The sequence below is a fragment of the Streptomyces sp. KL116D genome, from assembly GCF_030766975.1.
Classification (GTDB): Bacteria; Actinomycetota; Actinomycetes; order Streptomycetales; family Streptomycetaceae; genus Streptomyces; species Streptomyces longispororuber_A.
Map to the genome: position 1 here is coordinate 1 of NZ_JASERH010000042.1, position 22,065 is coordinate 22,065.

The following is a 22,065-nucleotide window of genomic DNA, read 5'->3' on the forward strand; positions in this document are numbered from 1 at the left end:
CGCCCGCACCTGCCCGTCCGCGTCGGGAGCGTCCGGGCGGACGGCGGCGGCCAGCAACTCGCCCAGAGGTGCCGGAGCGACGGGGGCAGGGTCGACCGGCGGCGAGGAGTTGTCAGTCATCTCGACTCCCCCAGCGTGTCCGGCCCGTCTTCCGTCACACCCAGCTCCCGGGCGAGCCGCTTCAGGCCCCGGTACGCGGCCGTGCGCACAGCGCCGGGCCGCTTGCCGAGGACACGGGCGGCCGCCGGGCCGTCGAGCCCGACGACGACGCGGAGCAGCACCGCCTCGCCCTGGTCGCGGGGGAGCTCCGCGATGAGGGCGAGGGCGCGTTCCGTGGAGAGGGTCTCGAAGGCCTGCTCGGCGGTGTTGTGCCGACTGGGCAGATCGAGGACGTCCTGCTCCAGGACGGACTGGCGGGGCCGCACCTTCTGGCGGCGCAGCAGATCGAGCGCGCGGTGCCGGGCGATGGTCGCGGTCCAGCCGCGGAAGCCCGCCCCGTCGCCGCGGAAGCGCCCCAGGTCCCGGGCGATCTCCAGCCAGGCGTCGGCGGCGACGTCCTCCGCCTCCTCGCCGACCAGCCCGCGCAGATAGCCCAGCAGGCCCGGCTGGACGAGCCGGTAGGCCACGGCGAACGCTGCCTCGTCGCCTTCCTGGGCCCGCGCCACGGCTGCGCCCAGCTCCCCGTCGTGCGCCTGCGTACGACGGGGTTCCCCTCCCTGGCCCAACCGCTTTCCTCTTCGTACGACTTCGGAAAGGGCGGATGCGTGTCCGCCCACGAGTCCCCCTAGTGATCTGCGCCCCCACCCACAGAAACGTCACAGGGGAGCGTCGCCAGGGGCCTCACCGGGGCGTCCCGGGATCAGACGGCGAACATCGAGTCCTCGTCCGCCGGGAACTCCACGATCAGACCGGGCGCGGGACGCCGCACGGACACGGGAGCGCCGTACTCGGAGAACGTCACGGAGACGCTCGCCCCGCCCGACACCCCTTGCAGGGACCGCAGATAAGGCTTCCCCCGGGCGTCCACGTAGGCCTTCCCGCGGTCACCGGAACCGGCCGGCGGGACGAGGGGGACGACGCTGCGGCCGTTGCGCCGCACGGTGGGCTGGGCGCGCGTCCCCGCCGTGGCGCTCGCCTGCGCGCCCATGGCCTCGCCGATCCGGCACTGCTTCGCCACGGCGTCGGCGCCCTTGGGGCCCGGCGGCGACTTCACGTACTTGCCGCGGACGAGGGCGGTGCGTTCGCCGATCCGGGCGGCCGTCTCGCCGCCCTTCTGCTCGGCCATGGCGCGCAGTTCGGCGAGGGACGCGTCGGTGAACCGCATGTACGCCTCGGGCTTCTCGCCCGCGAGGACGACGAGGTCGCCGCGCATGCCGGGCCCGGCGTCCAGCGTGCCCACGCAGTTGCCGTCGGCGTCCATGCGCAGGTCCGTGCGGATCCGCTTCCCGTCCTTGGTGACGGCCGCGGCCATGCGGACGGAGTCGGCGTCCCGCAGCAGCTTGCTCGCCTCCGTCAACAGCCTTTCCCCCCGCACCTGTTCGGCTGACTTCGGCGGTGTCACGCCGACGGCCGTGGCGGCGGACCGGCCGAGGTGGTGCCGGCCGGGCTCGGGCGCGGGGGGCGTGACCGGGTGGTACGCCGCTCCGCTGCCGGCCAGCGCCACCACGAACGCCCCGGTGATCAGAGCGCGGCGCATGCCCGGCTCCGTCCCGGGAGGGTCAGGTAGAAGGTCTGCAGCGACTCCTCGGGCCCGACCTCGTACCGGTTCACGACCTTGCCGAGCGGGCTCCACACCCGCCCGTCGGGCATCCGCACGCCCACGTGCTGGGCGAAGTAGGCGCGTTGGGTCGCGTCGAGGTCCACCCACTCGGCTCCGGCGCGGCGCGCGAGCACCTCGCCGACGTAGGCGCCGAGCCCGAACAGCACGGCGTCGGACGCGCGGCCGCGCCCCGGGCTCCCCTTGCGCAGCCCGTCGATGAGGAAGTCGACGACGCGCAGGCTGGCGACGGAGTAGTCGAGCGGCAGCCGCGACGAGGCCACCCGCGCGACGAACGCCGCGGCGTGCCGCCGCATGTCCGCCGCCTGAACATCACCCTCAGGCATGGTGAGCACCCCTTATTTGCTTGGCACTTGACCAGCGGACCGGAGAACTCAACCGTCACAGCTTCCCCACATGTCGCTTCTCACACCACGACTTGTGTCCGGCCGTACAACCCTCGGCCGCCCTCGCGCGTCAGGCCGTGCCCGCCGCCCCGGCCGCACCGGCCGCCTCCGCGGGCAGCGTCACGCGGCCCTCGAACACGCCGCGGTTCTCCTGGCGCAGCTCCTGAGTGAGCGTGATGTCCTTTCCCCGGTACGGGATGACGAAGGTGAAGGCGTACTGGTGCGAGGCGAGCCGGTAGCCGTGCCCTGCGTCCAGGACCCAGGTCTCCTCGAAGTCCTTCAGGGTGACCTGGCTGTCGGTGGCCGTGACGCCGACCTTCCTCAACTGGTCGAGCAGCGGCTGGAGTTCGCGTACCGGAGAGGTGAGGGCCGGGCGCTTCTTCGCGGCCGCGAGCCGCCAGCCGCTCGCCCGGACCCGCAGCCGCACCTCGCCGGTCCGCGTGCCCGCGCCGGTGACCTTCGCGCTCTTGGCGTAGCGGGCGAGGACGTCCAGTTCGGCGACCGGGTCCTCGACCTGGTCGGCCATCTCCGGATCGGACAGCGGTCCCTGCTTCCAGGACTTGCCCTCCGTCTTCTCGTGCACCGTGCCGTCGACGAGGAAGACGCGCTCGCTCCTGGGCCCGCTCTTGCCGGTGACGGTGCCGGTCGACCGGAAGGCGTCGGGCCCCGTGGTGCGGTGGGCGGTCGCCGCGAACGTGGCCGAGTCCGGGGCCCCGCCCGCCATCACCAGCGACTGGGTGCCGCGCAGCGCGAACGTCCAGCCGTGCTCGGCGCGCATGGCCCGCCGGGCCCGCTCGACGAACTGGGCGGCGGTCCGCGGCCGGGGCGCCGCCTCGGGCCGTCCGGCGGCCGGTGTCCGCGCGTCGCCGGTCCGCTCCCGTTCCGTCTCGCGCGACGACGTCGACCGGTGCTTCTTCCCGGACGTGCCCTGCCCGGAACAGCCGGTCGCGGCCAGCGCGGCGACAATCAGCACGGTGGTGGCACGGGCCGCGGTACGGCGGCCGGGGACGGTACGGAACACGGATTCCACTCCTCTGCGAGGCCGGACGGGGCTTGAGCGGCGCCGGTTATACCGCAGGCCCGACCCGCCCATCCACCGCGGCGACACATCACCAGATGGCCGACAAGTCCGCCGTGGCGCACGCCCGGCCGTCCTGCGCTCAGGATCCGCGCCCATGTCACAACAGGGGTGGATCGACGTCACGTACGGGCTGGGTCACGACGCCGCGTGACGGCTCGCACGGAGAGGAAGGCATCGGCCCTACCCCCGCTGCCTAGCCGATCGCGATCCGCGGGTGCGCCCCCGGCTGCACCCATCCCATGATCCGGTCCATCGTGGCGCGCGGCACCGACACACAACCGGCCGTCGCCCCTGACCCGTTGACGTGCAGGAAGATGCCCGCGCCGCGGCCGGGCGTGGCGGGCCAGCGGTTGAAGTCGATGACGAGGGCCTTCGCGTACTGCGTCGGGTAGTTGATCAGGTGCTCGCTGCCGCGGTCGCCCGTCTCGATGAGCGGGAAGTCGGCGCCCGTCGCTGTGTGCATCGAGTTGTAGTACTTCGACTCGGGGTCCTCGACCCACCAATGGGTCGAGTTCACGCGCGTGTAGGGCATGGCGGTACCACCGGCCTCCACACCGAATCCCTCGGTGAGGGTGTACGTCCCGGAGGGCGTGGTGTACGTGTTCTGCCGCCGGGTCGAGCCGTCGACGACGCCGTTGGAGCCGACGCGCCCGGCGGTCGTCGACAGCACGGACTTCCAGCCGCTCGCGCCCTTGGCCCAGGCGGTCACGGTCGCGTACGAGCCGCTCGCCTTCACGGTGATGACCTGGGTGGCGTTGCCCACGTTCACGGGGACCGGGAAGTCCGGGGTCGAGGCGGGGGCCGGGGCCTTGGTGGCGGCAGGGGCGGTGGTGGCGCCTGTACCGGAGGCGGAGGCCCTGACCGACGAACTCGCTCTGCTCGACGCCGATTTCCCCGGCGAGGCGGAGGCGGAAGCGCCGCGGGACGCCGACGCGGAGGGCGAGGCGGAAGCCGACGCAGAGGCGGTCGCGGTCGGCCGGTCCCGCTCCGCGCCACCGGCCCGCACCTCGTCCGATGCCCCGCTCCCGCCCCCGCCGCAGGCGGTGACCAGCAGCAGGGCGCCGAAGGCGGCGGAAGCCATGGGTATGCGATATGCGGGCAGCATGAATGAACCCTCCGAGGGGCTGGGAAACTCATCGCGAACATCGCCGGGAACAGCCCTGACGGGGGCGTTCGGCGGAAGCGGCCCGGTTATACAGCAACGGTCGCCGTCGATGCGAGGGCGGAGGCAATCCGCGCCGAAACGGCACAACCCCGTGCGAGGCGAACAGAGCGCACGAACGGATCTCCCGGCTCCCCGCGGTGGTCGGGCCCGGCCTGCCGCGCCCGACCACCGCCCCGCCGGGACCTACTTGATGTAGACGAGGCCGTCCGTGGTGACGGTCGGGCGGCCGCTGGTGCCGACCACGACGATCTTCACCTTGTGCGTGGCGCTGCTGGACCAGGTCTTGGTCCAGATCGCCTGCCGGTACGCGGTCGTCGAGGACTTCAGGTCGACGGTGCTGACCTTGACGCCGTCGACGTACACGTACGCCTGCCCGGAACCACTGGCCCGGGAGACCACCCAGGAGGCGGACCGGCCGGTGAAGGTCCAGGTCAGGCTCGCGCCCTTGGAGCCGCTGGAGTAGGACTTGCCGCCGAGGTAGCTGGAGCTAGAACGGGACGTCCAGCTGCCGGACTTGGCGGCCGAGGTCTCCTGCTGGATCACCGGCGTGTAGGCGGCGGAGGAGTTGCGGTAGTTGCCCGCCCAGTCGTAGGCCCGCATCGACCACGTGGTGGCGGTGCCGGACGCGACGGTGCGGTTGGAGCTGGTGGTCGTCGGGCCGAACGTGGCGGTGCCCGGCGCGAGCAGCTTCACCTCGCGCAGGGCCTTGTCGTCGGTGGCCTTCCAGCCGAGCGTGACGGGCACGGAGGTGGTGTTGACCGTGCCGGTGCGCAGGGAGATCTTCGGGGCGGTGCTGAAGGTCGGCGCGGTCGTCTCGGCGACGAAGGTCAGCGCCGCCGTGGTCGTGACCTTGCCCGACTGGTGCACGGCCCGCACGGCGACGGCGTGGCTGCCGACGGCCAGGGTCGCGGCGGCGGACGTGGCGGAGCCGGTGGCCGTGGCGGCGACCTTGCCGTCGACGAGCAGTTCGTACTTGGAGATCAGCGAGGCCGGCGTGGTGGCCGACCAGTGCACGGTCACGGCGCCCTTGGTGTAGTACGTCGTGCCGGACAGGCTCGCGCCGTCGACGGTGGTGGTCTTCAGACCGGCCACGGGGCCGGCGGCCCAGGTGCGGACGGTCGACAGCTGACCGTAGAGGGAGGTGCCCGGGCACTGGGTGTTGAAGCCGTCGCGGTGGGCGGAGATCCGCTTGAACGTGTACTGCGTGCCCGCGGTGAAGCTGGTGCCGAAGTAGTTCTTCTGGGTCGCGCCCGCGGTGAGCTGGACGGTGCCGGCCGGGTCGGCGCCGTACTGGCCGAGCCGCCAGGCGGCGACCCGGGCGATCGAGGTCAGCGCGGCGTTCGAGCCGCTGGTGGAGACGTAGTTGCCGAGGACGGCGATTCCGACGGACTCGCGGTTCCAGCCGTAGGTGTGGGCGCCGAGCACCGGCAGGTCGGTGCCGCCCTTGCGGCCCTCGAAGACGGTGCCGCACTTGTCGACGAGGAAGTTGTAGCCGATGTCGTTCCAGCCCTCGACGTCCACGTGGTACGCGTAGATGCCGCGCACGATGGAGGCCGAGTCGGCGCAGGAGTAGTCGTTGGCGCCGTCGGTGTGGTGGACGAAGACGGCCTTCACGTCCGCGTTGTACTCGGGCGGGTCCTCGACCTTGGACTCGTCGGCGCCCCAGCCGGCGCGGGACGTGATCGGCGGCTTGGGCGCGGTCGACGGGGGTGCGGTGGGCACGGTGGCGGTCGGGGTGGGCGTGGCCGTGTCGGCCGGGGTGGCGGGTGCGCTCGTCGCGGTGTCCACGGGCGTGGGCGCGGTCGAGGTCGTGGCCGTCCCGGCGATGGGGGTGCCGCTCTCGGCGACGAACGCGGCGGGCTCCGCCGTGATCGCGGGCCGCTTCGCCTCGGCGTCGGTCACCACGCCCGGGTCGACGAGGTTGACCTCAAGTCCCTTGGGCAGCGCGGCGGTTGTGCCGTCCTCGTGGGCGACCTGGACCTGCACGCCGTCGGAGGGCCCCACGTACAGCGGCTCGGACGCGCCGCGCGCGCCCTGCTCCGGCTTCTCCAGCGGGTCGGTGTCCAGCTCCAGGTCGTGCCAGGCGCTCCACTCCCCCGTCGCCAGGCTGTGCGTGCGCACCTGCGCGGTACCGTCGAGCCGCTCGCCGGCGCCGGTCCAGGAGACGCCGAGCAGCGAGAACTGCGCGGTGTCCTTGCGCGGCAGCTCCTTCCGCCCGCTCGCGGTGCCCGGCAGCGCGAGGTCGTAGACCTTCACGGGCCGCTTGTCCTGGAGGACCGCGCCCGCGTCGTGGGCGGGGTTGGCGACGGCGTAGGCGGTGACCCCGCCGCCGCCGAGGACGACGGCACCCAGGGTGACCCACACCCTCCGCTTCAGGTTCATCGATCTGTACGCATGGGACGAACGAGGGCTCACGTTGTCGTCACTCACTCCGGAGAAAACCCAACAGGACATTGCAGACGGCTCATTGAGGCACACCCGGCACTCGGGTAGCCATGGGAATCAGCGCGCACACACCCGAAAGCATCACTGTCGATCCGGGCCAAACCGGCCGTCCCCCTCTACGCAACCAGGGGTTCACGTACGACCGGTTCCTGTGCGGCAGGCCCCGCACAGCGTCTCGTCGCCCACCGGCAGGAACAGCCGCGCCTGTACGTGTCCTTGGCCCTCGCACTCCCGCATCCGCGAGATGCGTGGGACCGGGGCCGGGGCCGGAGCCGGTCGCTGGACGGGGACGGGGACGGGTGGGATGTCGGCGAGTACGTATCTCAGCAGGCCGCCCGGCCGCTCGATCCAGCCGAGCCGCCCGGGAAGGTTCCGGCGGATGTGCTGCCACACGCTCTCGGGGGTGTGCCCGCGCGCGAACCAGTCCCCTACGCGGGCGGCGAGTTCGGCGAACATGGCGCGCGGGATACGCAGCCGGGAGTCCAGCTCCCGCAGCCCGGCGACGAAGCGGTCCCGTCCGTGGTACGGCAGTGCCACGCGGCCTACGATCACGCCATGGCCGATGCCCTGCCGCACCGCGATTCCCTGGCGCTGCTTCGTTCCACCGCGGAGGATTACGAGCATGACCGACATCAGTAGCCCGCCCACGACGATCCGAGACGCGTCGGCCCTGCCGCTGTGGCGCAAGTCCAGCTACAGCGGCGGCGACAGCGGCGACTGCCCCGAGGTCAACGACACTCACCGCCTCGCCCACATCCCCGTCCGCGACAGCAAACACCCCACCGGCCCGGCAACCGTGTTCAGCGGAGCGGCATGGGCGGCGTTCGTGACGTCGGTCAAGAGCGACGAGGCCTGAGCCGCGCCGCATGGGCAGACAGAAACGAAGACGCAGGGCGATCCTGCTGACGGCGTCGGCCGTAGTCCTGGCGTGCGCGGGCTGGGTGACCTGGCAGGTCATCGCCTTCGCCACGACCGACGACCCCTTCCGCACCAAGCAGTCGGCCTCCTGCGCCGACGCCATGCGCTTCGCCGACCAGAAGAGGCTTCCGCCAGGGGCGTACGACGCGAAGTGCTCGGTGCGGGTCTGGCTGGACACGCAGTACGACGCCGAGTTCCGGATCGGCCGACCGGCCCTGCGCACCTGGCTCGCTTCGGCCTACCCGGACGCGGAGTTGGAGCCGGACTGCTACCCGAAGTCCGTCGACGCCTGCACTCACGTCGAACTGAACCCGGCCGCGAAAGGTGGGGCCATGGCGATCGACATCGACGTCGTGTACGAGAAGGACGGCAGAGCGCTCGTCTCGTTCCGCCCCTTCGACGTATGAGGCCGCAGGGGCGAGGAGGCCACCCCCGCATCCGCGTCACCCCGGCAGCCAACCCGGCCACCGACCCGGCACGTTGTCAGGAGCGCACTCCGGAATGCTCACGGGATAGGCCGCAGGCGCACCGCCGCACACCGCCACCATCACCCAGCAGCACCCTCAACGCCGAACCACCGCGCTCCCCGCCACCTTGTCCACGGGGCTCCGCTTGTCCTCGCTCAAGGTGATGGCGCTGACGCAGGCGATGGTGAGCGGCGTGACGGTGTACGTGACGAGGTTGAGGAGGTGCCGCAGCACGGCCTTCCGGTAAGGCAACCGGCAGCCGCCACCGTCAGCCCGCACCACCTCAAGTCCCATGACCCGTTTGCCGATCGTCCCGCCCCACCGCGCGACGCACACCGGCGAGTACCCGAGCGCGCACACGATGGCCCAGGCCACGGCGGTCAGCCGGAAGGCGAGCCGCCCTGCTCGACGGAGGGATCGACCGCGTCGAGCAGCGGATCGAGCACCCACACCAGCGGCCCCACAATCCACACCACGGCGACGGTTATGTCGATGCCGACGGCGACCATCCGCCGCACGAGACTCCCCGGCGAACCCGGACCGCCCCCGGACGTCAGGGGACCGCGAACGGGCGGCAGAGGCCCCGGGTCGTCACCGGCCGGCGTGATCCCCAGCATGCTCGCCCCTCACCCACCACGTGCCTTACCGCTGCCCGACCGGCCGGTTATCCAGCAGCCGTCGAACCGCAGGCCACCATCCAGACAAAGCGGCGGACCCTTCACCCGCACCCGGGCGTCCCACCCACCTACCACCGCAACGCCCCGGGAGCCGGGACTGCGGAGGCAACTGCGGGCCTACTCGTTCTTGCGCTCCGGGTTGACTGCGTCGAACACTGCAACCCTCCGCCCGAAATCAATGGAGAACGACGCGGAATAGCGCCCACCGGTCACGGCTTCCGTGAAGTCGGCACTGTCCTTCCACTCGCCTGCCTGCGGCACATGACTCGACAGGGGCTTCATGACATCGGGGCGGCCGGGTGTGGAACGCCACGCATACCGTTTGCTCAGGTCTCCCGACTGAGCGGCAGTGAGCCGCACGACACCGGACATCCGCACATCCGACGGGCCCGGCACACCCCTGCTGTCCTGTCCCAGGACGTCGGAGGCCCACACCACACTCTTGAAGGCCCCCAACTCGGGGAACCGGTCGGCCACCGGCTTGCGGTCGTGCCGCAGGACCCCGTCCTCGCTCCCGGCGCCGGCCACCCGGGACGTGTCACGCCCCTCGGCCGGCCCCGTCCCGCATCCGGCCAGCACGACCATGCTGGCGACCGCCGCCACCGCCACGCCGGACATCCGCCCTGATGAGACCAGCCGCCTCACGGCACCCCTCACGTCCGCCTCCCCGCCCACTCCCGGTCACTGGACAGCTCTACCGGAGACGACGGTCGCCCCCAGGGAATCCCGGGGGCGACCGCTGTTCACCCGCTCCTGCGGACCGTCACCGGTCAGCCGACGCGGTCACTCAGCCCCTTCACGTCCGGGGCGTCGCCGGGGAAGTCCCCGGGCATGCCGGGCACGGCGATCGTGCGGCCGTACACGCCGGCCAGGAACTCGACGGCTCCGACGGGGAACTCGATCCAGTCGGCGTTGTCCGTGCGGACGACCACGGTCCATGCGTCGGGGTCCGCGGGGCTCGTCTTCCAGTAGAAGGTGTCACCCGCGTTGGACTCCGCCCAGGCGATCAGACCGCCTGGCTGCGGGTAGGGAACGTAGTCCTCCATGTCCTCCATCTCGTAGAGGTCCTGGAGGATCTCGTCGTCCCCGGCCTCGGACGCCCAGGCCGCCTCCGCGCCGGACACCGGCAGGGACACCGTGAGGAAGTCCCCGATGACCAGCACCGGGTACGCCTCGGCCAGCGCACGGAAGTCGGACGGCAGCCGCGACCCGAGGTCTCCTTCGAGAACCCCCCAGTCCACGCTGCGCCCTCCGGGCACCCGCCACCGGGTCATCGACGGAAGCGCGGCCTCCAGCTGTTCGAGCCTCAACATGTCGTCTGCCAATCCGTACTGTTCTGCACCACGACGTTGCTGAACAGCGGCCCGTCCTCGGTGTAGGCCGACATGGTGATGCTGTCCGCGTAGCCCGTGGTGTGGCTGTAGTTGACCTTCCCTGTGTACATGACCCACTTTCCGGCCGCGAGTTGCTTCTCCATCTTGATCTCGCAACGCCGCATGCCGCTGCGGTTCATGCGCTTGAACCCGGTGAACAGGTTCTCGTCCACCCAGTCGCCGCTCACCTTGTCACCGACGATGTGCGTACGGTCGAAGATGTTGCCCTTGCCCGAGCGGGGAGTGTTCTGCGCGGGGTCAGGGAACCCGTACACGTTCACCGAACCGCCGTCGTCCCGGCTCGCGAGCGGGGCCTTGAGGTCGCCCGGGCAGAGCAGCGCGGTGGCTCCCTGCGCGCGGCCGGCCCCGTCCAGCGGCTGGTACTGGAACCGGGTCGACTTGGGATCGTCCTCGCACCGCTTCTTGTTGTCGGTGCCCGAGTCACCGCCCTGAATCGGACCGGGGCGCGGCCGGGCGGCCGGCTCCGGTTCGGGGTCCGAGCCGGAGTCGGCGTCGTCGTCGGCGAACAGGTCCCCGATACCCGACACGATCGAGTCGAAGGCGGAGTCGAGGGAGTCGGAGACGTCCTTGTCGGTCGCGACCGCGTAGGTCACCACGACGGCGACCACGACGAGTGCGCCCACGCCTTCGATCGCGTCGTCGAAGCCGAAGAAGTGACCGTCGATCTCGACGTTGCTCACCGGGTTGCCGCCGCCGAAGGCGTAGCGGTTGCCGGTGAACGGGTCGGCGCCCAGGCTCATGTCCGACAGCGCGCCGGTGTACATGTCCCTCGTGGTGAAGCGGTTGAGACCGGGGCTGTAGTCCCGGAAGCCCATGTCGTACGTACCGGACTGGGCGTCCCAGCGCTTGCCGTTGTAGCGGTAGGGGTTGTAGTCCTCCTTGGTCGGGTCGGCGGCGTCGGGCTTGTCGATGCCGGTGAACTCGGAGGAGTCGTCGCTGCCGTAGGCGGTGTAGCCGTACGTGGCCTTGGTGTCACCGTCCTTGTCGGTCAGCGCCTCGACGTCCGTGTGGCCGTTGTAGCTGTAGTAGGTGTCCTCGTCCGCGCCGTCCTTGGCGTGCTTGATCTGCGACAGGCGCTCGCCCCACGGGCTGTACTGGAAGGACTTGGACAGCTGGCCGGCGACCTTCTCGTCCAGGACCTCGCCGGACAGACCCAGGTACTCGTAGTCCGTGGTCTTGCCCTCGGCGGTCTTGGACAGGGTGCGGTCGAGCGGGTCGAAGGTGTACTTCGTCGACTTCATCGTGCCGGTCCCGTCCATCTTCTGGGACTCGACGACGTGGTCGAAGCCGTCGTACACGCTGCGCCCGACGACCTTGCCGTTGCTGGTGACCGACTCCTGCCGGCCGAACGGGTCGTAGGTGTACTGGAACGAGGCACCCGAGACGGACGCGCTCTGGAGCCGGTTGCGGTCGTAGTCGAAGGTCGTGGACGCGCCCTTGACCGTCTGGCTGACGACGTTGGAGTTGTCGTCGTGGACGTAGGTGTCGGTCGACGCGCCGTTGCCGGTCTTCACCGACTTGGCGAGCCGGTCGACCGGGTCGTAGGTGTAGGTGAGCGTGGAGTCGAGGTACGCCGAGTGGTCGTCGGCGTTCATCTTCCGGACGACGTCCTTGGCCTGGTTGCCGTTGGCGTCGTAGTCGTAGGTGTGCGAGGCGACCAGGGTGCCGTTGGACTTCTTCTCCACGGCGGTCTTGAGCGCACCGTCGAGGAAGTAGGTGTTGTCGACCGTGTTGCCGTTGTTCTTGGTCTCCCGCAGGACCTGGCTGCGGTCGGTGTACGTGTAGGACGTGACCTTCGGCGACGTGTCCGTGGCGGACGTGCCGACCTCGACCTTCTGGGTCAGGTCACGTGCGTCGTAGGTGTACTTGGAGAACTGGTCGGGGTGGGTGACGGTCTCCGGCTGCCCGTTGGCGTCGTAGGTGTACGAGGTGGACTTCTTCTCCGCCCCGGCCAGCGACTCGGTCACCTTCTGGATCTGGTCCAGGCCCGTGTAGCGGATGGCGTAGTCGTCGATCGGCGCACCGGGTGAGGTGTCGTCGATGGAGGTCAGGTTGTCGTTGACGTCGTAGGCGTAGGCGAAGGCGTGCTTCTCGTCGTCCGTGTCGGCCGAGTTGTCGCGGACGAGCTTGACGCCGTCGGCGACGACCGCGCCCGCGCTGTTCTGGAACAGCTGGAGCTTGGCGGCGTTGCCCTGGGTGAGGGTGAACGAACCGAGGCTGACCCAGGCTCCCGGGGTCGCGTTCTGGTCCCGGACCACGTCCGTGGTCGACCCGTCGGACTTGGTCACCGTGTACTTGGCGGCGGTCGCGGCGCCGGTGACCTTCGGGTAGCGCACGTAGGCGGTGTAGCTGCCGTCCTTGGGGATGTTCAGCGTCCAGGTGAACGAGTCCGTGCCGCTGCCGGCGGCGTGGACCTGGTGGTCGAAGCCCTGCTGGCCGGTGGCGCTGGCGTGCGACCAGGTTCCCGTGGAGCTGGTGCTCTGGGTGTCGGAGTTGTCGACGAGCGGGACCGCCGTGCCGACCGGCACACCGGCGTCCGCCTTCGACTTCAGCTTGCCGTCCGGGTAGTACGCCCAGCTCATCGTGCGGTCGGCGGAGCCTCCCGACGAGGTGAGCGTGCGGGCGGTCTGCCGGCCCAGCTCGTTGTAGTCGTACGTGGTGACGATGTCCCACGGGTCCGTCGACGACTTGGTCCAGCCGTTGTCGAAGTACGAGTACGTGGTGTCGCTGCGGGCCGTCTGGCCTTCGGACGGCGGCATCGAGGTCTTGGCGACCCGGCCCACCGCGTCGTACGACGTCTCGGTGTAGACGTTCGGGTCGTTGTAGCGGCCGTCCGCCGGGTCGTAGGGCTGGTACTGCTTCACCGGCCGGTTCAGCGCGTCGTACTCGGTACGGGAGCTGAAGTCCTCGGTGTTCGCCGTCTCCGCACCACGCGGGGTGACCACCTTCGTGGTGTTGCCGACCTGGTCGTACTCGTACGTGGACGAGCGGGTGGTGGTGCCGTCGTGCGGGACCTTGACCTCGGTCTGCTTGCCCCTCTCGTCGTAGGTGATCAGGGTCTGGTTCTGCTCGGCGTCCTTGGTGGCGACGACGAGCGAGTCCTTGTCGTAGGTGCGCGAGCTGGTCTTGCCGAGCGCGTCGGTCACCGACACGGTCCGGTGGTCCAGGTCGTAGCCGGTCCTGGTGGTGAAGTCGTCGGGGTCGGCGCTCGCGTTCTTCTTCGGGTCGACGACCGTGACGAGGTTGCCGACCTCGTCGTACGCGTAGGAGATCTTGTCCCCGGCGGAGTTGACCACCGAGGTGAGCTGGTAGATCTGGTCGTAGGTGTGCTTGGTGACGTAGTCGGTGGCGTCCGTCGTCGTCGCCGTGCCCTTGGGCGTGGTCGTCGACGTGACGTTGCCGACCCGGTCGTACGTGTAGTCGGTCCTGCGCTCGGGCCCGGTCTCGGTGTCCTTGGGATCCGTCGACGAGGTCATCTGGTCCGCGGCGTCGTACACCGCCGTCATCACCGCGCCGTTGGCGGCCGTGGAGGTGGTGATGTTGTCGTTGGCGTCGTAGACGGGCTCGGGCGACGTGATGTACTCGCCGCGCGCCTGGTCCTTGGGGACCGTCCTGACCCGCGGGCGCCCGTAGACGTCGTAGGTCTGCGTCGTCTTCTTGCCCAGCGCGTCGGTCACCTCACGGACCTGGCCGCGCTCGTCGTACACGAACGACGTCGACTTCTGCAGCGCGTCGGTGATGGTGGCCGGGTAGCCGGCCGGGCCGAAGTCGCTGTTCACCGACGCGTGACCGTTGGCGTCCGTCGCCTTGGTCAGCTCGCCGTAGCCGTCGTACTCGTACGACGTCGTGTAGTCACCCGCCGTCGACGTCGCGACGCCCTTCGGGTCGGTGACCGTCTTCAGGTTGCCGAACGCGTCGTACCCGAACTGCCACTTGCGCCCCTCGGGAGACGTCTTGGTGAACAGATCGGCGCTGAACCCGTCGAGCCGGGTCTGGTACGTGTACTGCTGCGAGTCCGCCGGGAACGTACCCGGTGCGCACTGCGACTGGTCCGGGACCCCAGACTTGTTGTGCTCGGCGTCGCGCGACCACAGCGGGTAGCCCGTCTTCTGGTCGTAGCAGTACGCGGTCTTGGCGCCGTTCGCCTCCTCCAGGTACGTGACGTTGTTGTCCGCGTCCCAACTCATCTTGCTGGTCTGGGACTTGGCGTTGACCGTCTGCACCGGGCGCCCGAAGTCGTCCGTCGTGTACTTGGTGGTGTGCGCCTCGGCGTCCTTCACCGAGGCGTCCACGAACTTCGCGTTGGCGGCGTTCACCGCGTACGTGTAGCCGGTGTCACCGCCGAGCCGGTCGGTGATCGTCTTCGTCCACCAGTGGAACTGGGGGTCGTCGCCGTCCTTGGGCTCGTTGTAGGCCAGCTTGGTGCTGTGCTGCCGCGGGTCCTGGACGTCGACGAGCTTGACGTTCTTGTTGCCCTGCGTGGCGTCGTAGGTGAAGGTGAACACCTTCTCCTTGCCGGAGCCCGCGCCGTCGGTCAGCTTCGTCAGCAGGCCCTCGGTGGAGTACCCGAAGGTCAGCGTCCGGCCCGAGATGTCCGTCATCGACTTGACGTGGTCGACGCTCTTGACGCTGGTGGCGTCGGACTTCGCGTAGTACTCGACCGTGAGCGTCTTCCGGCCCGCCGGGTCGGTGACGTACTTGAGGAACTTGGTCGGCTTGTTGTTGGACTTGCGCTCCTCGTACGTGAACGTCTGCGTGTTGCCGTTCTTGTCGATCGCCGACGTCAGGTAGCCGTCGCAGCCGAAGAGGAACCGCGTGCCGTCCGGGCGCGTGAACGTCCACGCGTCCGGCACCGGGTCCTTGTCGGGGGTGCAGTCCAGGCCCGACTTCATCGTGACCTTGTAGTGGACGCCCGCGGGAGCCTTCCAGCTCCCGTCCGACTGCTTGGTGAAGACGTGCGTCGTGCCGTCGCCGTCGGGCAGCCGGATCTCGGTCGTGTTCGCGCTCGGGTTCGGGTGGAAGTCGACCGGTGCGCCGAGCCGGATCGGGCCGGCCAACTGCGCCGACCAGCCGGGACCCGAGACCGTGTCCGAGGTGTCGAGCGAGTTGTAGGAGAAGCGGGCGAAGGTGCTCAGGCCGCGGCCCGGGTTGCTGAAGGCGTTGTACGACCACACCGCGTTGCCGGAGGCCAGGTTCGTCATGACCGTCGAGCCGGCGCCCGTGTTCTTGCCCGTGTACGAGTAGAACTTCTCCAGGCCGAGCGTGTTGGAGGTCGGGTCCTCCACCGCCACGTTCTGCTTCAGCGTCGGAATGCCGCCGGTGCCCGCGGACAGCCAGGTGCTGTCGGAGACCTTCTGGATGTCCCAGCCGAGGACGTACTCGGTGCGGTGGCTGCCGGAGTCGGAGTTGATCGGCGTGTTGACCTTGGCCTTGACCGTCGTCGACTGACCCGGCAGGAGGGCCGGGACCGCCGTCTTGACCTGGTTGCCGCCGGTCGTCATGTCCGTTCCGTCGGGCAGCTTCCAGGTGTAGGAGAGGACCCGCTCACCGGACGCCCACGCGGCGTTGGTGGTGTTGGTGACCGTGAAGTCCACCGTGTACGTGGAGTTGGGGGTCATCCGGGCCGGGGTCTGCGGCGCGTAGTACGTGTTCTCCGTCGTGGAGTCGACGTAGATGACGCGCAGCATCGGGCCGAGCTGCTGGTCCTCGCCCTCGGAGGAGAGGAAGAGGGTGCGCTCCTGCGGGCCCGTCGTCGTCTCGTCCTTGAGCTTGAGCAGGGCGCCCTTGTTGCCGGCCGGGGTCTTCACCCAGCCCTGCGTCATGGACGTGGCGTCCCACCAGTGGCGGCCGACCTCGGAGACCTGGGCGACGGTGTCGGAGACGGCCGCGCCGTAGTCACCGCCCGCCGCGGTCCAGGCGGTTGAGGCGGTGGCGTTGTTCCAGGTGGCCGTCGTCTCGTCGAAGTCCTTGTTCAGGCCGTGGAGTTCGTAGATCGCGCCGTCGGTGTCGGTCGTGGTCTCCGCGCCCCACATGTAGAGCTTGGAGTCGAGGACCGTGGCCGTCGAAGGGATCGACGACGTCGGGAACTTCAGCGTCGTGCGCGTCCTGCCGTACGTGCCCGAGTTGTTGCCGATGCTCAGCCACTTCTGGCCCACGCCGAACGACTGGATCGCGTCCTGGTTGGTGGTGGGCTGCTGCGAGGAGAGCGTGGTGTCGGTGACGCCGCCGGCCGTGCCCTGGACGATCTTCATGGTGCGGCCGGCCTTGGGGACGCCGACGACGCGGGTCGGGGATCCGATGACGGACCCGTCCTTCGTCTTCACCACGATCTGGTAGTAGTACGAGCGCCCGATCTCGGCGGACGAGGAGTCCGGCGTAGGCTTCGCGGTGGTGTCCGTGTAGGCGGTGGTCGCCTTGTCGATCGGGGCCACGAGGGTGGCCGCGCTCGGCGTGAACGTCTGCTGCGTGGAGCGGTGCAGCTGGTACTCGGCGATGTCGAGCCCACTGTCGCCGGTCTTGTTCGAGTACGCCGACCAGGACAGCTCCGGGCCCGTGTCGTGCACGACCGTCGGGGAGTCGAGCGCCGAGCCGACCTTGCCGTACGTGACGGTCAGGCGCGGGTAGCTCGACTCCTCGCCGCCGTACGAGGTGCCGTCACCGGCCTCGTAGCGGGGGCCGCCGGTGAGCGTCGAGGCGACGGTGTCGTCCTTGGCCTGGAGCACGAAGCCGTTGTTGGTGGCCGTGCCGGAGACCCACTTCTGGACGGTGTCGGTCACCGCGAACTTGTGCCAGGCGTTGTACTCGCCGGTGTTCTTGACGATCTGCGCGGGGTTCACCAGGCGGATCGAGTCGGCGATGTTCCGGGTCGTGGAGGATCCCGTGTCACCCAGGACCACCTTGCCGGTGTTGCCCCGGCTGAAGTAGTACTGCGTGCTGCTCAGGGCCTTCCACGCGGCGGCCGATCCGGTCTGGTTGACCGTCGCCGTCGCGGTGCCGTCCCGGTGCGTGATCGTGTACGGGGCCGCCGTCGCCGCGTCGGTCGCGGGCGGGTAGTGCGCCTCGATCCGGTACGACGCCGTCTCCGGGATCACCGGCTGGTAGGTGTACGTCTCGCCCGTGGCGGTGTTCTTGTTGTAGGCGAAGTCGTCGTTGGTGGCGGCGCCGCCGGTCGTCGTGGCCTTGGGCCACTCGCCGACCGCGGCCGTGCCCGCGTCACCGTCGTCGATCTGGTACGTCGTCCCCGACAACTCACCCGACAGGGCGGAGGTGTTGGACCACGTCGCCGTCGACTCGTCCCAGCCGCCGGTCGCCCGGTGCACCTCCATGGTGACGTCGTTGGCGTTGGTGGTGTGCGTCTGGTCGTAGTACATCTCCAGACGCGCCGTGTCGATCTTGGTGCCCGCCGGGATCTCGCTCAGCGGGAACTTGATCAGCGAACGGGAGATGCCCGTGTCGGTCTTACCGGCGGACAGCTTCCAGGTGTTGTTGAAGTTCGCCGTCGGCTGGTCGGACAGCACCATCGTGTCCTGCGACTGGGTCGCGGACGGGGTGATGGTGATCGTCGGGTCGATCGTCACCGGGTACTGGCGCTTCGACGAGGCCAGCCACTTGGCGTCCGGTGTGACGACGATCTTCCACTGCTTGCCGTCGCGGACGAGCCGCTGCTTCACCTTCGGGCTGTAGGCGAGCCCGTACGGCGAATCGGCGTCCTTGCGCGTGTCCGTCATGAACGCGGCCGGGATCGTCATGACCGGCGTCTTCGGCAGTTCGCCGTACAGCGCGATCGAGCCGTCCTTGCGGGCCTTCGGGGTGAGGCCGCCGGTGTTCAGCGTGAAGGTGTAGGAGATCCGGCCCGCGGGGGCCTTCGCCAGGACGATGTTCTCCTTCACCCGGCCCGGGCCGACCTCGTACCGCAGGTCGGCGCCGCCGGCGGCCACGTCCTTGTACGTGACCGTGGAGCCCTTGGCCGCGGGGTCGAGCGACGTGGCGTCCACGCCGTCCAGGCCCAGGGTGACGGCCGGGCCGTCCGTGCCCGCCTGGAAGCGCAGCACCTTGTCCGGCTCGGTACCGAACCAACTCCGGCCGGAATTCGCGGTGTTGGCGAAGTCGAATCCCTTGGCGTCCGTCGCCTCGACGCCCGTGTCGATCGACTTCCAGGTCCTCTTCCTGCCCTTGCCGGTCCCGTACGCCGTCGGCACGGCCGACACCTCGGCCTGGATCCGGCCGTCGGACAGCTCCCAGAACCGGGCGTGCTCGGTGCGCCGCGAGGTCAGCTCGCGCACCCGCTTCGCCGGGGCCTTGCGCCTGGCCTTCGGCAGCTTCTCGCGGCTGGGTATCGCCAACGTGCCGCCGGTGGGGGGCTGTTCGCCGCCCTCGTCATCGTCGTCGGAGAACCAGCCCTTGACCGTGTCGACGACACCCTTGCCGTCGTCTCCACCGTCGGACGGCGCGGCGGCGTAGGCCAACTGTGGCACCGCCGTACTCACCACCGCGGAGACGACGAGACAGGAGAGAAATCTCCCGTATCGGACTTTCACGCCCTGAGGCCCTTCGTTTTTCGGCACGCCGAATAGACCGGACGGGCTTCTCCCGGCCGGCTGCGCACCTGTTCATAGCGGCGCGATTTCTAATCACTCGGAAGGGACCCAGTCAACCGGTCGGCGAAATGGGACAGTCGGCTCCAGATATCCGCAAAGAGCGACCTGACCGGGCAAAAGAGCAGGTCATTGCGGGTCGAAGCCGCCCTCGCCGGTCAGGGGGAAGCCCCTTTTGTCCACACGCTGGAAACCACGTACAGCCATGCGATATAACCGCCCGGCTCCGCCACCTACCGGAAAGCCGAATGCCGACATGACCTCGACCGAAACAAAAGAACCGACGCCAGGACCGGCGGAATCGGAAGAGGAGGGCGGCGCCGTGGCGTCCGCCCGCTCGGTCGACCGGCGCGGCATCGCGGCGGGCGTCGTCGTGTTCGCCGCCTGCGCGGGCCTGGTGGTCTACGGCGTCCTGAACACCGACGAGGAACCCGCCAAGCCCCCGGTGCCGACGGCCGCGGTGACGTACGAGGTGACCGGCAAGGGCTCGGCGGACCTCACCTTCCAGGCGCGCAGGGAGAAGGGCACGGGCGTGGTGGTCCACGACGCCGCCCTGCCCTGGAAGACGACCGTGCGCGTCCCGCTGGGCGAGGCGCCCACCATCACCGTCGCGCTCGACGGCAAGGGTGGCGAGGCCCGGTGCCAACTGGCCATACGTGGCAAGCACGTTCAGACCGCGACGGCGTTCGGCAGCTACGGCCGCGCCACCTGTCAGGGCGAGCTGGCCGCGCCCGAGAACGCCACCGAGGGGACCGCACAGTGATCCACCCGCATTCGGTGCGCCGGGCCGCCACCCGCACCGCCCTGGCCGCCGCCGTCGTGCTGAGCTGCGTCGCCCTGTCCGGGCAGCGGAACCCGCAGCTCGCCGGAGCCACCCGCCCCGTACGGACCGGAGTCGTGCACACGGTCGCCGTGCCGGGGTCCGATCCCGCGCGGCGCATCCTCGCCGCCCGCGCCACCGAGCCCTTCCGGATGGTCGGCGTCACCTGGAACGACCCGAGGGCCACGCTCGACGGCACGGTCAAGGTCCGCACCCGCGACGCCACCACCCGGCAATGGTCGCCCTGGCACACTCTCGAACTCGACGTCCACGCACCGGAGTCGGGCCCCGACCGCGCCGCCGACGGGGTGCGCGGCGGCACCCAGCCGCTGTGGGTCGGCCCGTCCGACGGCGTCCAGGTCGAGGTCAGCGGCGCGCGCCTGCCCGCCGGGCTGCGCGCCGAACTGGTCGACCCCGACGGCGGGGCGCCGGCGCGCGGACCGCGGACCGAACTGACCGAGCCGGCCGCGTCCGTCGCCGGACAGCCGCCCATCACCACCCGCGCCGGGTGGGGCGCCGACGAGTCCCTGGTCGCGGACCCGCCGACGTACACCACCGACACGAAGGCCGTGTTCGTGCACCACACGGCCGGCACGAACGACTACACGTGCGCCGAGTCCGCCTCGGTGATCCGCGGCATCCTGACGTACCACGTGAAGTCGAACGGCTGGAACGACATCGGCTACAACTTCCTCGTCGACAAGTGCGGCACGATCTTCGAGGGCCGGGCGGGCGGCGTCGACAAGCCGGTCTACGGCGCGCACACCTACGGCTTCAACACCGACACCAGCGGCGTCGCCGTCCTCGGCGACTACAACACCGCCACCTCCACCGCGCCGGTGCGCGACGCGATCGCCGAACTGGCCGCCTGGAAACTCGGGTTGTACGGCATCAACCCGGCCGGCTCGCTCGTGATGGCCGCGGGCGCCGACAACGGCAAGTTCACGCAGGGCCAGCTGGTGACGATGAACCGGATCTCCGGGCACCGCGACGGCTATCCGACCGAGTGCCCCGGCACCAACCTGTACGGCGACCTGCCCGCCCTGCGCACGGCCGCCGCCGCCCTCAACTCCCGCTCCGTGCACGGCGACACGAACGGTGACGGACGCGCCGACCTGGCCGCCGGCATCGCCGGAGCCACCGCGAACGCCCACCCGGGCGCCGGCCAGGTGACCGTCCTGCCGGGCGCCCGCACCGCCCCGTACGCGGCGAACAGGGCCGTCCTCACCCAGGAGAGCGAGGGCGTCCCCGGCGGTTCCGAGGACGGCGACGGCTTCGGATCGGCCACCGCCTACGGCGACTTCGACCACGACGGGTACACCGACCTGGCCGTCGCCTCGCCCGGCGAGGAGGTCACCGCGGGCGCGAACGACGAAGGCGGCGTCAGCATCCTGCGCGGCTCGGCGAACGGCCTCACAGGACAGGCCGGAATGATCAACGAACCGACCGCCGTCCGGACGAGCGGTGCCCGCTTCGGGTCCGCGCTCGCCACCGGTGACTTCGACGGGGACGGCGGCGACGACCTCCTCGCCGTCTCGCCGGGCTCCGGCCGGGCGTGGACCGTGGACGGCGCCGACCGCGCGTTCTCGGCGCCGCTCGCGCTCGCGGACGGGCCGGTCGAGGACCCGGCGCTGGCCACCGGCGACTTCGACCACGACGGATACACCGACGCGGCGCTCACCTTCCGTACGGCGTCCGGGGCCCGGCCGCTGGTCGTGGCCCGCGGCTCCGCGTCCGGACTGCGCACCGGCGAGGCGGTCACGCTCGACGGTCGGGGCGGGCAGGCGCTGGCCGCCGGTGACATCGACGGGGACGGCCGTGCCGATCTCGTCGTCGGCCGGCCCGATGCCGGGGACGGCGGCCGGCTCATCGTGTTCGGCGGTACGGCGGACGGGCTCGCCACGACCGGCGCCGAGGCCGGCGTGCCGGCCGCGGCCGGGGCCGGTCTCGGGTCGGCGCTCGCCGTCGGCGACACGGACGACGACGGGTACGCCGACGTGCTGGCCGGCGCCCCGGGTGCCGGCCACGGCTACCTGCTGCGCGGCGCGGCCACCGGGCTCGGCGCCGAGCCCGCCGCCACCTACGGCGACGGGGACCCGGCCGACCGCTTCGGCGCGGCCCTCGCGCTCGCCGACCACGACGGGGACGGCTCGGCGGACGCCGCTCTCGGCGCCCCGGGCAGCGAGTCCGTCGTCTCCGCCGGCACCCCGTACGGCCCGGCCGCGTTGGGCACGGCGACCGGCACCGGCGCGGGATCGGAGATCACCCAGTGACGTACGACACATCTGTGCAACGTGTGACGTTCCTCGACGGTCTTTCGCTGAACAGAACATCTACCCGC

Annotated in this window: 16 protein-coding genes; 4 read left to right on the forward strand and 12 right to left on the reverse strand. The window is 70.5% G+C overall.

What is annotated here, in order from left to right:
- Positions 1–116 precede the first annotated feature (116 nt).
- From RBJ77_RS17170 to RBJ77_RS17200, 7 genes are all read right to left on the reverse strand, one after another.
- A complete protein-coding gene (locus RBJ77_RS17170; protein ID WP_372345844.1) occupies positions 117–725 on the reverse strand; it encodes an RNA polymerase sigma factor in 609 nt (202 codons plus the stop codon).
- A gap of 134 nt (positions 726–859) precedes the next feature.
- Positions 860–1,696, reverse strand: coding sequence for a hypothetical protein (locus RBJ77_RS17175; RefSeq protein ID WP_372345845.1), 837 nt, complete (start codon positions 1,694–1,696; stop codon positions 860–862).
- The gene (locus RBJ77_RS17180; RefSeq protein WP_372345846.1) at positions 1,681–2,103 is read right to left on the reverse strand and encodes a hypothetical protein; all 423 of its coding nucleotides are present in this window, start codon (positions 2,101–2,103) and stop codon (positions 1,681–1,683) included. Before RBJ77_RS17180 ends, RBJ77_RS17175 begins: the two co-directional genes overlap by 16 nt.
- Before the next feature lie 130 nt (positions 2,104–2,233).
- On the reverse strand, positions 2,234–3,184 hold the full coding sequence (locus tag RBJ77_RS17185) for a hypothetical protein (RefSeq protein ID WP_372345847.1): 951 nt from the start codon (positions 3,182–3,184) through the stop codon (positions 2,234–2,236).
- Positions 3,185–3,437: 253 nt separating this feature from the next.
- Positions 3,438–4,325 (reverse strand): L,D-transpeptidase, encoded by an 888-nt coding sequence (locus tag RBJ77_RS17190; protein WP_372345848.1) that lies wholly within the window; start codon positions 4,323–4,325, stop codon positions 3,438–3,440.
- A 267-nt stretch (positions 4,326–4,592) separates the two neighbouring features.
- The gene (locus tag RBJ77_RS17195) at positions 4,593–6,785 is read right to left on the reverse strand and encodes a peptidoglycan recognition protein (RefSeq protein WP_372345905.1); all 2,193 of its coding nucleotides are present in this window, start codon (positions 6,783–6,785) and stop codon (positions 4,593–4,595) included.
- A gap of 201 nt (positions 6,786–6,986) precedes the next feature.
- Positions 6,987–7,391 carry a hypothetical protein gene (locus RBJ77_RS17200; protein WP_372345849.1) on the reverse strand — a complete coding sequence of 135 codons (405 nt, stop codon included), beginning with the start codon at positions 7,389–7,391 and terminating at the stop codon, positions 6,987–6,989.
- Between the two features lie 85 nt (positions 7,392–7,476).
- On the opposite strand from RBJ77_RS17200, the gene RBJ77_RS17205 reads away from it, so the two are divergent.
- Positions 7,477–7,710, forward strand: a complete 234-nt coding sequence (locus RBJ77_RS17205; protein ID WP_372345850.1) for a DUF397 domain-containing protein — start codon at positions 7,477–7,479, stop codon at positions 7,708–7,710.
- 10 nt (positions 7,711–7,720) lie between these two features.
- Complete coding sequence (locus tag RBJ77_RS17210; protein ID WP_372345851.1) at positions 7,721–8,179, forward strand: hypothetical protein; 459 nt, start codon at positions 7,721–7,723, stop codon at positions 8,177–8,179.
- Positions 8,180–8,335: 156 nt separating this feature from the next.
- Here RBJ77_RS17210 and RBJ77_RS17215 read toward each other — a convergent pair whose 3' ends face one another.
- The 5 genes from RBJ77_RS17215 to RBJ77_RS17235 all read right to left on the reverse strand — a co-directional run bounded on the left by RBJ77_RS17215 (position 8,336) and on the right by RBJ77_RS17235 (position 17,830).
- The gene (locus RBJ77_RS17215; RefSeq protein WP_372345852.1) at positions 8,336–8,614 is read right to left on the reverse strand and encodes an RDD family protein; all 279 of its coding nucleotides are present in this window, start codon (positions 8,612–8,614) and stop codon (positions 8,336–8,338) included.
- Between the two features lie 5 nt (positions 8,615–8,619).
- Entirely contained in the window at positions 8,620–8,748 is a 129-nt protein-coding gene (locus tag RBJ77_RS17220; RefSeq protein ID WP_372345853.1) for a hypothetical protein, read from the reverse strand.
- Between the two features lie 285 nt (positions 8,749–9,033).
- Positions 9,034–9,534: a hypothetical protein gene (locus tag RBJ77_RS17225; protein ID WP_372345854.1), complete on the reverse strand. Its 501-nt coding sequence runs from the start codon at positions 9,532–9,534 to the stop codon at positions 9,034–9,036.
- A 152-nt stretch (positions 9,535–9,686) separates the two neighbouring features.
- Positions 9,687–10,229 carry an SMI1/KNR4 family protein gene (locus RBJ77_RS17230; protein WP_372345855.1) on the reverse strand — a complete coding sequence of 181 codons (543 nt, stop codon included), beginning with the start codon at positions 10,227–10,229 and terminating at the stop codon, positions 9,687–9,689.
- Entirely contained in the window at positions 10,223–17,830 is a 7,608-nt protein-coding gene (locus tag RBJ77_RS17235; RefSeq protein ID WP_372345906.1) for a DNRLRE domain-containing protein, read from the reverse strand. The genes RBJ77_RS17230 and RBJ77_RS17235 overlap by 7 nt, the downstream gene beginning before the upstream one ends.
- Before the next feature lie 1,396 nt (positions 17,831–19,226).
- On the opposite strand from RBJ77_RS17235, the gene RBJ77_RS17240 reads away from it, so the two are divergent.
- Positions 19,227–19,667, forward strand: coding sequence for a hypothetical protein (locus tag RBJ77_RS17240; protein WP_372345856.1), 441 nt, complete (start codon positions 19,227–19,229; stop codon positions 19,665–19,667).
- Complete coding sequence (locus RBJ77_RS17245; protein WP_372345857.1) at positions 19,664–21,997, forward strand: FG-GAP-like repeat-containing protein; 2,334 nt, start codon at positions 19,664–19,666, stop codon at positions 21,995–21,997. Before RBJ77_RS17240 ends, RBJ77_RS17245 begins: the two co-directional genes overlap by 4 nt.
- Positions 21,998–22,065: the final 68 nt, after the last annotated feature.

Excerpts from the sequence above, each read along its gene's own strand:
- RBJ77_RS17210 (WP_372345851.1), top strand. The coding sequence starts at position 7,721 with ATGGGCAGACAGAAACGAAGACGCAGGGCGATCCTGCTGACGGCGTCG.
- RBJ77_RS17190 (WP_372345848.1), bottom strand. The coding sequence starts at position 4,325 with ATGGCTTCCGCCGCCTTCGGCGCCCTGCTGCTGGTCACCGCCTGCGGC.
- RBJ77_RS17225 (WP_372345854.1), bottom strand. The coding sequence starts at position 9,534 with ATGTCCGGCGTGGCGGTGGCGGCGGTCGCCAGCATGGTCGTGCTGGCC.
- RBJ77_RS17205 (WP_372345850.1), top strand. The coding sequence starts at position 7,477 with ATGACCGACATCAGTAGCCCGCCCACGACGATCCGAGACGCGTCGGCC.
- RBJ77_RS17230 (WP_372345855.1), bottom strand. The coding sequence starts at position 10,229 with ATGTTGAGGCTCGAACAGCTGGAGGCCGCGCTTCCGTCGATGACCCGG.
- RBJ77_RS17235 (WP_372345906.1), bottom strand. The coding sequence starts at position 17,830 with ATGGTGCTGTCCGACCAGCCGACGGCGAACTTCAACAACACCTGGAAG.
- RBJ77_RS17180 (WP_372345846.1), bottom strand. The coding sequence starts at position 2,103 with ATGCCTGAGGGTGATGTTCAGGCGGCGGACATGCGGCGGCACGCCGCG.
- RBJ77_RS17220 (WP_372345853.1), bottom strand. The coding sequence starts at position 8,748 with ATGGTCGCCGTCGGCATCGACATAACCGTCGCCGTGGTGTGGATTGTG.
- RBJ77_RS17175 (WP_372345845.1), bottom strand. The coding sequence starts at position 1,696 with ATGCGCCGCGCTCTGATCACCGGGGCGTTCGTGGTGGCGCTGGCCGGC.